The following is a 13,204-nucleotide window of genomic DNA, read 5'->3' as shown; positions in this document are numbered from 1 at the left end:
TCGGGGGTACCGGGCTGCCCTCGGATCCTTTGTGGCGCAGATCAGTTCATCGGGGGCATCAGCACCGTGTCGATGAGGTAGACGGTGGCGTTGGCCGTCTGCACGCCGCCGCACACCACCGAGGCGTCGTTGACCCGCAGATCAGACCCGTGACCGGTCACGGTGACATCGGCGCCCTGCACCGTCTTGTGCGTGCCGACGACCTGAGCCGGAGCGGCCTGGCCGGGCACCACGTGGTAGGTCAGGATGCTGGTCAGCAACTCCGAGTCGGTCTTGAGCGTCTCGATGGTGGCCGGGTCGATCTTGGCGAACGCATCGTCGGTCGGCGCGAACACCGTGAACTGTCCGCCGTCGAGCGTCTCGACGAGGTTGACGTTCGGATTGAGTTGTCCGGAAACAGCTTTCGTCAACGTGGTCAGCAGCGGGTTGTTCGAAGCCGCGACCGTGACCGGATCCTGGGCCATGCCCGTCACCGAGCCCGGACCGGCAGGCACCTGCTGTGCGTATGCCGTGCAGCCCGGTCCGACCATCTCGGCTTGCGCCGTGGCGGTGGTGCCCAACATCAGGGCGGTCGCTCCCAACGCGGCCAACCCTGCGCCGGCCAATCTCTTCCTTGCGTTCATCACTCGTGCTCCATTCGGGACGGGACGGCTTGTGCCGTCGGATCTTTGCTTCGATCTCTATTCGGTGCCGACGACGTGTCGGATGGGTGGCAATCTCGATCTGGGTTGCGACGGGCCCGGAACCGCGCATGTGGAGTCGAAAGCGATTCCGGGCCCGCCCGCCAGGGAGCGGCCTAGGAGGCGGCCGGCGGCATCAGGACGGTGTCGATCATGTACACCGTCGCGTTGGCGGTGCGCACTCCGCCGCACACCAGGCCCGCGTCGTTGACCTTCAGGTTGTCGCCCTCACCGGTCACCGTGACGGTCGCGCCCTGCACGGTCTTGTGGTCGCCGGCGACCTGAGCCGGGCTGGCCTGGCCGGGCACCACGTGGTAGGTCAGGATGCTGGTCAGCAACTCCGAGTCGGTCTTGAGCGTCTCGATGGTGGCCGGGTCGATCTTGGCGAACGCGTCGTCGGTCGGTGCGAACACCGTGAACTCACCGCTGTCGAGCGTCTCGACGAGGTTGACGTTCGGATTCAGCTGTCCGGTAAGCGCTTGTGTCAGCGTGGTGAGCATCGGGTTGTTCGAGGCGGCGACGGTCACCGGGGACGGCGCCATTCCGTTGACCGAACCCGGGCCCGACGGCACCTGCTCGGCGTACGCCGCACACCCGGCGCCCACCAGGTTGCCGGCCGGGTCCATGGATTGCTCCATCGGGGCCGGCGCGACGCTGGTCGATGCCGACTCCGCTGTGGCCGACGGCGCCGCGGTGGTGGCGTCGTTCGAACACGCCGAGAGGGTCAGGATCGCGGCCGCGGCCACACCCGCCGCGGATACGGACTTGCCGAACTTGATCTTCATGCGCTGCTCCCTTGTCGTGGACGGGCGGTGCCGTCCTCTGCTGTGACACCGGGGATTCGGACCGGAGCGGCCAACGGATGGATCCCGTCAGATTCACGTCACATCTGTGAAACGGGTGTGCCTGCGCTCGGCGGGCTGACGAGCGGGCACCGGCAGGCGGCACAATGGTTCGGTGAGTATTTCCGGCGGGGCCGAGCGCGGCGACGCGGCATCAGGCCGGCGACGGGTGCTGGTCCTCGGCAGCACCGGATCGATCGGGACGCAGGCGCTCGACGTCATCGCCGCCAACCCCGACCGCTTCGAGGTCGTCGGCCTGGCCGCAGGCGGCGGTAATCCTGACCTGCTGGCGCGGCAGCGCGCCGCGACGGGTGTGACCAATATCGCCGTCGCCGACGCGGCGGCCGCCGCTCGCGTCGGCGAGGTCACGTATGCGGGGCCTGATGCCGTCACCGAGCTCGTCGAGAACACCGAGGCCGACGTGGTGCTCAACGCGCTCGTCGGCGCGCTCGGGCTGCAACCGACGCTGGCCGCGCTCGCGACCGGCGCTCGCCTGGCGCTGGCGAACAAGGAGTCGCTGGTCGCCGGTGGCCCCCTGGTGCAAAAGGCGGCCCGACCAGGCCAAATCGTGCCCGTGGACTCCGAACACTCGGCGATGGCGCAGTGCCTGCGCGGCGGCAGCCCTGACGAGGTCGCCAAGATCGTGCTGACCGCATCGGGCGGCCCGTTCCGCGGGTGGAGCGCCGAGCGGCTGGAGTCGGTCACGCCCGAACAGGCCGGCGCCCACCCCACCTGGTCGATGGGGCCGATGAACACCCTCAACTCGGCCTCGCTGGTCAACAAGGGGCTCGAGCTGATCGAGACGCACCTGCTGTTCGGCGTGCCCTACGACCGCATCGAGGTGGTGGTGCACCCGCAGTCGATCGTGCACTCGATGGTCACGTTCACCGACGGTTCCACGCTGGCTCAGGCCAGTCCGCCGGATATGAAGCTGCCGATCGCGCTGGCGCTCGGCTGGCCCGAACGGGTGCCCGCGGCGGCGTCAGCCTGCGACTTCACCACCGCGTCGACCTGGGATTTCGAGCCGCTCGACGACGAGGTGTTTCCCGCCGTGATGCTGGCCCGGCGGGCCGGGGAAGGGGGCGGCTGCCTGACGGCGGTCTACAACGCCGCCAACGAAGAGGCGGCCGCGGCGTTTCTCGACGGGCGTATCCGCTTCCCGGCGATCGTGCGCACGATCGACGACGTGCTGCGCGCTGCCGACCAGTGGGCCGCCGAACCAGCTACCGTGGATGACGTACTTGACGCCCAGCAGTGGGCGCGTGACCGTGCCGGGCGCGCGGTCGAGCGGAAGGTAATCACCACCAGATGATGTGGCTCACCGGTGTCGTGCTGTTCGCACTGGCCATCTTGGTCTCGGTGGCCCTGCATGAATGCGGCCACATGTGGGTGGCGCGCGCCACCGGAATGAAGGTGCGCCGCTACTTCGTGGGCTTCGGCCCGACGCTGTGGGCGACCTGGCGGGCGAACAAGCTCGGCGACCGCACCGAGTACGGCGTCAAGGCGGTCCCGCTCGGCGGTTTCTGCGACATCGCGGGCATGACGTCGGTGGAGGAGCTCGCGCCCGACGAGCAGGACCGCGCGATGTACAAGCAGAAGACGTGGAAGCGCGTCGCGGTGCTGGCCGCCGGCCCCGGCATGAATTTCGTCATCGGCCTGGTGCTGATCTACGGCATCGCCGTGGTGTGGGGGCTGCCCAACCTGCACGCGCCGACCACCGCGATCGTCGGTGAGACGTCGTGTGTGAAGGCCGAAGTCAGCAGGGGTCAGCTCGGCGACTGCCTGGCACCCTCTCCCGCCGCGGCCGCGGGCATCCAAGCCGGGGACACGGTGGTCAAGATCGGCGATACGCCCGTGGCGAACTTCGACGAGTTGGTCACCGCAGTCCGCGCGCTCGACGGTCCGACCGAGTTCACCGTGCAGCGCGACGGCGAGGAGTTCACCACCCTGGTCGACGTCGTGCCCGCCCAGCGCTGGGTCGCCAAGGGTGATCTCGCCGAACCTGTTCCGGTCGGCACGGTCGGCATCACCGCGGCGCAGTTCGGGCCCACGCAGTACAACGCGCTGTCGGCGGCGCCCGCGACGATCGCGTTCACCGGCGACCTCGCCGTGGAGATCGGCAAGTCGTTGGCCAAGCTGCCGACCAAGATGGGCGCGCTGGTGCGCTCCATCGGCGGTGAGGAGCGCGATCCCGAAACCCCGATCAGCGTCGTCGGCGCCAGCATCATCGGCGGCGACGCCGTGGATCAGGGGCTGTGGGTGGCGTTCTGGTTCTTCCTGGCGCAGTTGAACTTCGTGCTCGGCGCGATCAACCTCGTACCGCTGCTGCCGTTCGACGGCGGCCACATCGCGATCGCGTTCTACGAGAAAATCCGCAACTCGATCCGGTCGGCACGCGGCAAGGTGGCCGCGGCTCCGGTCAACTACCTGAGGTTGATGCCCGCCACGTACGTGATCCTCGTCGTGGTGGCCGGCTACATGCTGTTGACCGTGACCGCCGACTTCGTCAACCCCATCAGAATCTTCCAGTAAGCAGTAGGAGAGTAAATGGCCTCCGGCCAACAGAGCGGACCTCAACAAATAGGACTGGGCATGCCGGCGCCCCCGGCACCGGTTCTGGCGCCGCGACGCAAAACCCGTCAGTTCATGGTCGGCGACGTCGGCATCGGCAGCGACCACCCGATTGCGGTGCAGTCCATGTGCACCACCAAGACTCACGACGTCAACTCCACGCTGCAGCAGATCGCCGAACTGACGGCGTCGGGCTGCGACATCGTGCGGGTGGCGTGCCCGCGGCAGGAGGACGCCGACGCGCTCGCCGAGATCGCCCGCCACAGCCAGATCCCGGTGATCGCCGACATCCACTTTCAGCCGAAGTACATCTTCGCCGCCATCGACGCCGGCTGCGCGGCCGTGCGCGTCAACCCCGGCAACATCAAGGAGTTCGACGGCCGCGTCGGCGAAGTTGCCAAGGCCGCTGGCGCAGCGGGCATCCCGATCCGCATCGGCGTCAACGCGGGGTCGTTGGACAAGCGCTTCATGGAGAAGTACGGCAAGGCCACACCCGAGGCGCTGGTCGAGTCCGCGCTGTGGGAGGCCTCGCTGTTCGAGGAGCATGGCTTCGGCGACATCAAGATCAGCGTCAAGCACAACGACCCCGTCGTCATGGTGGCCGCCTACGAGCAGTTGGCCGCGCAGTGCGACTACCCGCTGCATCTGGGCGTCACCGAGGCGGGTCCGGCGTTTCAGGGCACGATCAAGTCGGCGGTCGCGTTCGGCGCGCTGCTGTCAAACGGCATCGGCGACACCATCCGCGTCTCGCTGTCGGCGCCGCCCGCCGAAGAGGTCAAGGTGGGCAACCAGATCCTCGAATCGCTGAACCTGCGTCCGCGGTCGCTGGAGATCGTGTCGTGCCCGTCGTGTGGGCGCGCCCAGGTCGACGTCTACTCGTTGGCCAACGAGGTCACCGCCGGGCTGGAAGGCATGGACGTCCCGTTGCGCGTGGCCGTGATGGGTTGTGTCGTCAACGGTCCCGGCGAGGCGCGCGAAGCCGACCTCGGGGTGGCGTCCGGCAACGGTAAGGGCCAGATCTTCGTCAAGGGTGAGGTCATCAAGACCGTCCCCGAAGCCCAGATCGTCGAGACGCTGATCGAAGAGGCCATGCGAATCGCTGAAGAGCGTGGAACAGATGCCAGCGGTTCGCCGGTCGTGACCGTAAGCTGAATGTGATCCCAAACACCGGGTAGAGCCGCCCGGTGTCGGTTAGAAAGAGATCCCATGTCGGCACCGCCGCTGTTTCGTCACGTCGACGAACGACGGGTCTCGGTGGTGCGTGACGTCGGCGCCGTGATGCGGGTGCTCGACGAGGATCCGGTCGGCTCGTGCATGGTCGCCTGCCGGGTGGCCGAGTACGGTGTGGAGCCTTCGGCGATCGGCGGGGAACTGTGGACGCGGCGCAGGCCCACCGAATCGCTGTGCTACGCCGGTGCGAACCTGATTCCGTTGCGCGGGGACATGATTGACCTGCACGCGTTCGCCGAGAAGGCGATGAGCACCGCACGCCGCTGCTCCTCGCTGGTCGGTCGGGCCGAGTTGGTGCTGCCGATGTGGCGTCGCCTCGAAAACGCCTGGGGCGCCGCGCGCGACGTGCGCGAGCATCAGCCGCTGCTGGCGCTGAGCATGCCGCCGTCGTGTGCAACCGATCCGGCCGTGCGTCAGGTGCGTGCCGACGAGCTCGACGCCTACCTCGTCGCCTCGATCGACATGTTCATCGGTGAGGTCGGCATCGACCCGCGGCTCGGCGACGGAGGCAGGGGATACCGCAGGCGGGTCGCCGGTCTGATCGCCGCGGGCCGGGCCTGGGCCCGCTTCGAGCGCGGCGAGGTGGTCTTCAAGGCCGAGGTCGGTTCGCAGTCGCCCACCGTCGGGCAGATCCAGGGCGTGTGGGTGCACCCCGACTGGCGCGGGCACGGTCTGGGTACCACGGGCACCGCCACGCTGGCCGAAGCGGTGGTGCGCTCTGGGCGCACGGCCAGCCTGTACGTCAACGACTTCAATACCGTCGCGCGCGCGACCTATGACCGCGTCGGCTTCCGGCGGGTGGGAACGTTCGCCACCGTTCTGCTCGACTGACGATCCGTCTGATTTACGCTCACGGCATGGCTGACGACGACCGCACAATCGCGCGCAGAGAGATCGCCGACACGATGGTGCGCGCCCTGGAACGGCGCCACGAACTGCTCGACGTCATCGTCGATTCCGAGGACTACGACGCCGCGATCGAGTCGATCGCGAGCATGCTCGGCGCATCGCACACGGCCGCCGAGGCGGTGCTGCGGCTGTCCTTCGATCGGCTGACCAAGGTGTCACGGCGCCGGATCGCCGCCGAACTCGAGGACCTCAACAACCAGCTCAGCTTCACCATGGGTGAGCCCGCCCGCAGCGCCGACAGCATGGCGCTGCGCCCGTTCATCGCCGATGCTGATCGCGACATCTTCGCCGCGCGCACCCAGGACGTGCGCGAGGCGGGCGACGGGTCGCGCGCTCCCGCGGGCGATCTCGACGACGAGATCCGCGCGGGCCTGCGGCGCGTCGACGCCGAGGAGGCGGCTTGGCTGGTCGCGGTGCACGGCGCCGAGAAGATCGGGATGGTGTTCGGCGACCTGGTCTCCGGCGAGGTCAACGTGCGAATCTGGATCCACCCCGACCATCGCAAGCAGGGCTACGGCACCGCGGCGCTGCGCAAGTCGCGCTCGGAGATGGCCGCCTACTTCCCGGGGGTGCCGTTGGTGGTGCGGGCGCCGGCCGCGGGCTGAGCACACCCGACGCTGCCTGGGCGCCGCTCGACGCTGCGCCCCGCCGGCGTGCGCTGCGGGCTCTAACGGGTTGATCCCACCCACCGGGTGCATGCGATCAACCGGCTAAGCCCCTCCAACCCGAGAACCGGCTCCGCAATGCGGTGCGCCTCCCGGGATTGCAGGTCTCGACTTCGTAACATCTGTCCCAATGGCATCTTCAGTCACACGCATAGTGAGCCTCGCCGCGGTCGGCATCCTGATCGTCGGCCTCAACAGCGCTTGTACGCCCAAGCCCGCCGGACCCGAGACCGCCGCCGAGAAGTTCTTCGCGGCCCTCGCGACCGGTGACACCGCGGGCGCGGCCGAACTCAGCGACCGGCCCGCCGATGCGCGCGAAGACCTCAACGAAGCGTGGGCCGGGCTGCAGGCCACCCACCTGGACACGCAGATCCTGGGCTCCAAGTACGCGATGGACACCGGCAGCGTCACCTACCGCTACACGTGGCATCTGCCCAAAGACCGCACCTGGACCTACGACGGACAGCTCAACATGGTCCGCGACGAGGGCCGGTGGATGGTGCGGTGGAGCGCCACCGGCCTGCACCCGCGGCTCGGCGAGAACCAGACCTTCGCGCTGCGCGCCGACGCGCCCCCGCGGGCGTCGGTGATCGAGCGGGGCGGTACCGAGGTGCTGGTGCCGGGATACCTGTACAGCTACTCGCTGGACGCGCGCGAGGCCGGCGGGTCGCTGATGCAGACCGCGCGGGCCGTCGTCGACGCATTGCGGCCCTTCGACAACACCCTCGATGCGCAGCGCCTCGCCGAGCAGGCCAGCTCGTCCAAACACCCGCTGAACCTGATCACGCTGCGCAAGGCCGACCACGACCGGGTGGCCGCCGCGATCGGTGCGCAACCCGGTGTGGTCATCACGCCGCTGGCCGAAATGCTGCCTACCGACGAGACTTTCGCGCCGGCGATCGTCGGTGAGGTCAAGAGGGCGGTCGCGGGTGAACTGGCCGGCGACGCGGGGTGGCGGGTGGTCACCGTCAACCAGAACGGCGTCGACGTCGACGTACTCAACGAGGTGCCGGGGGATCCCGCACCCTCGATCCGGATCAGCCTCGACCGGTCGGTCCAGGACGCCGCGCAGAACGCGGTCAACTTCACCGGCAAGAAGGCGATGATCGTCGTGATCAAACCGTCGACCGGTGAGATCCTGGCCGTCGCGCAGAACGCCGCCGCCGACACCGAGGGCCTCATCGCCACCACCGGCCTGTATCCGCCCGGGTCGACGTTCAAGATGGTGACCGCCGGGGCTGCCATCGAACGCGATATGGCCACTCCGAACACGATGCTTCCGTGCCCCGGCACCATGGACATCGGCCACCGGACCGTGCCCAACTACGGCGGCTTCGACCTCGGCACCGTGCCGATGTCGCGGGCGTTCGCCAGTTCCTGCAACACCACCTTCGCCGAGCTGGCCAGCCGGATGCCGCCGCGCGGGTTGACGATGGCCGCGGCCAAATACGGCATTGGCGCCGACTACGACATCCCCGGGCTGAGGACCGTGACCGGCTCCGTACCGCCCACCGTCGACCTCGCCGAGCGCACCGAGGACGGCTTCGGTCAGGGCAAGGTGTTGGCCAGCCCGTTCGGTATGGCGTTGGCCGCGGCGACCGTTTCCGCCGGCAAAACCCCTGTCCCGCAACTGATCCAAGGCAAAGAGACCGAGGTCGCCGAGAGCCCGGCGCCGATGGACCCGAAGATCGTCGAGGCGCTGCGGCCGATGATGCGACTGGTGGTGACCAACGGCACCGCCGAGGACCTGCAGGGCGCGGGCGACGTGCGCGGCAAGACCGGTGAGGCGGAGTTCGCGGGCGGTTCGCACTCCTGGTTCGCCGGATACCGCGGTGACATGGCGTTCGCGGCGATGATCGTCGGGGGCGGTTCCTCGGAGTACGCGGTGCGCATGCTCAAGGGCATGCTCGATGGACTGCCGCCGGACTATCTGGCCTGATCGGGCGTCATCGCCGTACCGTGGAGCGTGCGATGACCGAGACCAACCACGACGCCATGCGCGTCTCCGACGCCGACCGCAACGGCACGCTGCGGCGACTGCACAACGCCGTCGCGCTGGGCCTGATCGACATCGAGGAGTTCGAGGAGCGCTCGGCGGCGGTGGCGCGGGCGCGGCTGCACTCGGATCTGGACGCGCTGGTGGGCGACCTGCCCGGACCGGGTGCGATCGTCACCTCGGCCGCCGACCGCATCGAGTTGCGCGGCGTGCTCGGCTCCCTCAAGCGGCACGGCGAATGGACGGTGCCCAGCCGGCTGGCCCTGCACCGGCGGATGGGCTCGGTGGACCTGGACCTGACCCGGGCGCGCTTCGCCGGGCCGATGGTCGTGATCGAGCTCGACCTGAAGCTCGGCGGACTCGAACTGCGGCTGCCCGACGGGGCCAGCGCCTCCATCGACGACGTCGAGGTCAACGTGGGCAGCGCCCGCGATCATCGCAGGGACGCGCCTGCCGAAGGTAATCCGCACGTGATCCTGACCGGCAAGGTGGTCTTCGGCTCGGTCGACATCCGCGGGCCCCGCCGATCCTGGCGGTTGAGCCCATTCGACCGCCGCTAGCCTCGTCTACCCTGTTGACATGCCCGTTCGTACCGCCCTCCGCCCCGGTGTGGTTTCCCCGACGCTGCCGGTGCCCCCGTCGATCCCGCGGCCGGAGTACGCCTGGAAGCCGACCGTCGATGAGGGCAGCGAACCGTGGGTGCAGACACCCGAGGTGATCGAGAAGATGCGTGTCGCGGGCCGGATCGCGGCGGGCGCGCTGGCCGAGGCGGGCAAAGCCGTCGCGCCCGGGGTTACGACCGACGAGCTGGACCGCATCGCGCACGAGTTCATGATCGACAACGGCGCCTATCCGTCCACGCTCGGCTACAAGGGTTTTCCGAAGTCCTGCTGCACCTCGCTCAACGAGATCATCTGCCACGGCATCCCGGACTCGACGGTCATCGAGGACGGCGACATCGTCAACATCGACGTGACCGCCTACCTCGACGGTGTGCACGGCGACACCAACGCGACATTCCTTGCGGGTGACGTCTCCGAGGAACACCGGCTGCTCGTCGAGCGGACGCGGGAAGCGACCCTGCGCGCGATCAAGGCCGTCAAACCCGGACGGCAGCTGTCCGTCGTCGGCAGGGTCATCGAGTCATACGCGAACCGGTTCGGCTACAACGTGGTTCGCGACTTCACCGGCCACGGCATCGGCACCACGTTCCACAACGGCCTTGTCGTCCTGCACTACGATCAGCCCGCGGTGGAGACCGTGCTGGAGCCGGGGATGACGTTCACCATCGAGCCGATGATCAACCTCGGCGGCCTGGACTACGAGATCTGGGACGACGGTTGGACCGTCGCCACCACAGACAAGAAGTGGACCGCGCAGTTCGAGCACACTCTGGTGGTCACCGACGACGGCGCCGAGATCCTGACAGTCGCCGACTAGGGCGCTCGATTGTGAATCCGACGACGCCCAGACATGGATTTCGGTCGCCAGATTCACAAACGGGGGGTCGCGTACTGACCGCGGGGGATGATCGATGAGCGGCGCACTGCTGGTGGCCGGAACCACCTCGGATGCCGGCAAGTCGATGGTGGTGGCCGGGCTGTGTCGACTCCTGGCGCGCAAGGGCATTCGCGTCGCGCCGTTCAAGGCGCAGAACATGTCGAACAACTCCGCGGTCACCGTCGACGGCGGCGAGATCGGCCGCGCCCAGGCGATGCAGGCCCGCGCCGCTGGTCTATCGCCGCACACGCGGTTCAACCCGATCCTGCTCAAACCCGGCAGCGACCGCACCTCGCAGCTGGTGGTGCGCGGTCGGGTGGTCGACACCGTCAGCGCACGCGACTACATCGGGCATCGTGAGCACCTTGGAGCGGTGGTCGCCGACGAACTGAAGCAACTGCGGGACGAGTTCGACGCCGTCATCTGCGAGGGTGCCGGTTCCCCTGCCGAAATCAATCTGCGGGCAACCGATCTGGCGAACATGGGGTTGGCGCGCGCGGCGGACCTCCCGGTGATCGTCGTCGGCGACATCGACCGCGGCGGCGTGCTCGCGCACCTGTACGGCACCGTCGCGGTGCTCCAACCTGAGGACCAACGCTTGATCGCCGGCTTCGTGGTCAACAAGTTCCGCGGTGACCCGTCGCTGCTCGACCCCGGTCTGGCGCAGCTGCAGGAACTGTCGGGACGGCCGACCTACGGCGTTATCCCGTATGCCGAGGGTTTGTGGCTGGACACCGAGGACTCGGTCTCGGTGGTGGCCCGTCGCGTGGTCGGCGAACCGCAGCCCCCTCGTGGTGAGCAGTGGTTGCGGGTGGCCGCGATCCGGCTGCCGCGCATCTCCAACTCGACCGACATCGAGGCCCTGGCCTGCGAGCCGGGCGTGCTGGTGCGCTGGGTCGGCGAACCAGCCGATCTCGTCGACATCGACGTTGTCGTCATCCCCGGCAGCAAGGCCACCGTCGCCGACCTCGCTTGGCTGCGCCGCAGCGGGCTTGCCGACGCGCTGAGCGCACACGCCGCCCGCGGCCTGCCCGTGCTGGGGGTGTGCGGCGGCTTTCAGATGCTGTGCGCGCGCATCGACGATGACATGGAATCCGGCGCGGGCGTCGTGCCCGGCTTGAACCTGCTCGACGCCGACATCGTCTTCGCGTCCGAGAAGACCCTGTTGCGTCACGAAGAACCGTTGTCCGGCTACGAGATTCATCACGGTCAGATCGGTCGCTCGGCCGAGGAACAGTGGCTCGGGGTGGGCTTGCGGCGCGGGGCGGTGTACGGCACCCACTGGCACGGCGTGTTCGACAACGACGACGTCCGGCGCGCGTGGCTGGTCGAGGTCGCGCAGGCGGCCGGCCGCGACGGGTTCGTCGTGGCCGACGATGTCGACGTCAGTGGCCGGCGCGACGCGCAACTCGACCTGATGGCCGACCTGCTGACCAGTCACCTCGACGTGGACGCGGTACTCACCCTGCTCTCCGACGGCGCCCCGGCCCGGCCCGACATCGTGACGGGACTGCGGCGATGATCCGGCGACTCGCCGTGGCGGCCGCCCTGACCGCGGTGACGTTGACCGGTTGCGCGCACTCGACCGAGGGCTCGCCGACCTGGCCAGGCGCCCGCCTGGACCGAGCGCTGCTGACCGCGGCCGACTTCCCGCAGGGGGTGCAGTTCGACCACGTCGTCCGCGAACCCGGCGAGGGTGGCGACGGTGCTGGTGCCCCTCCGGCCATGCTGTCCCGACCGGCGGGGTGTTCGGAGGGGCTCACCCGGGTGATCGCCGAGACGGGGGAGCGCGGGCCGGGCAGCGCCGCGGAGTACGTCGTGAGCTACGACGGCGCCCGCATCGTGATGACGGTGCTGACATGGCGTCTGGATCTCGACAAGCTGGCGGCCACGGCCGAACGGTGTGCGCACTTCGAGACGTTCTTCGACGAGTCCTCGCCGGGCATCCCGATGACGACGACCAGGATGGATCCATCTCGCGTCGACGCCCTCCTCTACGAGCAGACCATGCAACTCGGCGGAGTCGACAGCAGCGTCTACTTCACCTTCGAGAACATCGGGACCATGGCGGTGTACGGCGTCGCGTTCCCGACTCCGAACCCGACGGTTCCGGTCAAAGCCACGCTGCCGCAAACCTTTCTGGACATCGCGGCCGAGCAGGCCGAGCGCGTCGCAGCGCTCTGAATCGCCCCGTTCACTCCCGGCGAAATGACCGCGTCGCACCGTCGACCGCTGTAGCGTGGCCCAATGCCATCCACCACGGTCACCGTCGAGGGGTTCAGCGTGCCCGTCGACGTCGCCGGTCCCGAGAAGGGGTCGGTCGTGGTGGTGCTCGGGGCAGGCCATCAGCCGGCGGCCGCCTATGACGCCGTGTGTCAACGGCTGCACACCGCGTCGCTGCGGACCGTCGTCGTGCCTCCCGATCCCCGGCTGACCGCGAAGTCGGTGGTCGGCATCCTCGACGCCCTCGACGTGAAATGGGCGCTGCTGGTGGGGGACCGCGTCGGCGGCGAGCTGGCGTGGGAACTGGCCGCCACTCGGCTCGACCGATTCATCGGGTTGGTCGTCATCGACCGCGGGCATCCGCGCGTCGCGGATGCCGCGGGCGTGATTCGCGACGAGCACTGCCCGCCGGTGGAGATGAACACCACGGCACTGGTCAGTACCCCCGCGGCGCGCGCGGTCGCCAAGGCCAGCCAGCGCTATGTGTACGGCGACTACCGGATGGTCGACCTGCTCGGCAGGCGCAACGCCGCCGAATCCACCGCGCAGCTGGCCGCCGAGATCGTGATGCGCACCAGCACCTGGTGA

At 68.8% G+C, this 13,204-nt stretch carries 13 protein-coding genes; 11 read left to right on the top strand and 2 right to left on the bottom strand.

The window, feature by feature from the left end; genetic code table 11:
* Window positions 1–41: 41 nt before the first annotated feature.
* On the bottom strand, window positions 42–623 hold the full coding sequence (locus tag A5759_RS12200; protein WP_068198312.1) for a fasciclin domain-containing protein: 582 nt from the start codon (window positions 621–623) through the stop codon (window positions 42–44).
* Window positions 624–796: 173 nt separating this feature from the next.
* Window positions 797–1,465, bottom strand: a complete 669-nt coding sequence (locus A5759_RS12195) for a fasciclin domain-containing protein (protein WP_068197781.1) — start codon at window positions 1,463–1,465, stop codon at window positions 797–799.
* Window positions 1,466–1,643: 178 nt separating this feature from the next.
* On the opposite strand from A5759_RS12195, the gene dxr reads away from it, so the two are divergent.
* The 11 genes from dxr (at window position 1,644) to A5759_RS12140 (ending at window position 13,204) form a co-directional block, all read left to right on the top strand.
* A complete protein-coding gene (gene dxr / locus A5759_RS12190) occupies window positions 1,644–2,834 on the top strand; it encodes a 1-deoxy-D-xylulose-5-phosphate reductoisomerase (protein ID WP_068198309.1) in 1,191 nt (396 codons plus the stop codon).
* Entirely contained in the window at window positions 2,831–4,054 is a 1,224-nt protein-coding gene (locus A5759_RS12185; RefSeq protein ID WP_066843071.1) for an RIP metalloprotease, read from the top strand. The genes dxr and A5759_RS12185 overlap by 4 nt, the downstream gene beginning before the upstream one ends.
* 15 nt (window positions 4,055–4,069) lie before the next feature.
* Window positions 4,070–5,245 (top strand): flavodoxin-dependent (E)-4-hydroxy-3-methylbut-2-enyl-diphosphate synthase, encoded by a 1,176-nt coding sequence (ispG, locus tag A5759_RS12180; protein WP_082962090.1) that lies wholly within the window; start codon window positions 4,070–4,072, stop codon window positions 5,243–5,245.
* A gap of 54 nt (window positions 5,246–5,299) precedes the next feature.
* Window positions 5,300–6,154 (top strand): GNAT family N-acetyltransferase, encoded by an 855-nt coding sequence (locus A5759_RS12175; RefSeq protein ID WP_068197774.1) that lies wholly within the window; start codon window positions 5,300–5,302, stop codon window positions 6,152–6,154.
* Between the two features lie 26 nt (window positions 6,155–6,180).
* Window positions 6,181–6,837, top strand: coding sequence for a GNAT family N-acetyltransferase (locus A5759_RS12170; RefSeq protein ID WP_066843060.1), 657 nt, complete (start codon window positions 6,181–6,183; stop codon window positions 6,835–6,837).
* A gap of 190 nt (window positions 6,838–7,027) precedes the next feature.
* Window positions 7,028–8,836: a penicillin-binding transpeptidase domain-containing protein gene (locus tag A5759_RS12165; RefSeq protein WP_068197771.1), complete on the top strand. Its 1,809-nt coding sequence runs from the start codon at window positions 7,028–7,030 to the stop codon at window positions 8,834–8,836.
* A gap of 32 nt (window positions 8,837–8,868) precedes the next feature.
* Window positions 8,869–9,453 (top strand): DUF1707 domain-containing protein, encoded by a 585-nt coding sequence (locus A5759_RS12160; RefSeq protein WP_066843054.1) that lies wholly within the window; start codon window positions 8,869–8,871, stop codon window positions 9,451–9,453.
* A gap of 19 nt (window positions 9,454–9,472) precedes the next feature.
* Window positions 9,473–10,333, top strand: a complete 861-nt coding sequence (gene map, locus A5759_RS12155) for a type I methionyl aminopeptidase (protein WP_068197768.1) — start codon at window positions 9,473–9,475, stop codon at window positions 10,331–10,333.
* Window positions 10,334–10,427: 94 nt separating this feature from the next.
* The gene (locus A5759_RS12150) at window positions 10,428–11,915 is read left to right on the top strand and encodes a cobyric acid synthase (protein ID WP_068197766.1); all 1,488 of its coding nucleotides are present in this window, start codon (window positions 10,428–10,430) and stop codon (window positions 11,913–11,915) included.
* Window positions 11,912–12,577, top strand: coding sequence for a hypothetical protein (locus A5759_RS12145; RefSeq protein ID WP_068197764.1), 666 nt, complete (start codon window positions 11,912–11,914; stop codon window positions 12,575–12,577). Before A5759_RS12150 ends, A5759_RS12145 begins: the two co-directional genes overlap by 4 nt.
* Before the next feature lie 63 nt (window positions 12,578–12,640).
* Window positions 12,641–13,204: an alpha/beta fold hydrolase gene (locus tag A5759_RS12140; RefSeq protein WP_066843045.1), complete on the top strand. Its 564-nt coding sequence runs from the start codon at window positions 12,641–12,643 to the stop codon at window positions 13,202–13,204.

It is taken from the genome of Mycobacterium sp. 852014-52144_SCH5372336 (assembly GCF_001665615.1).
GTDB lineage: Bacteria > Actinomycetota > Actinomycetes > Mycobacteriales > Mycobacteriaceae > Mycobacterium > Mycobacterium neumannii_A.
The sequence above is the reverse complement of the archived record's forward strand: the minus strand, read 5'-3'. Positions and strand labels throughout refer to the sequence as shown.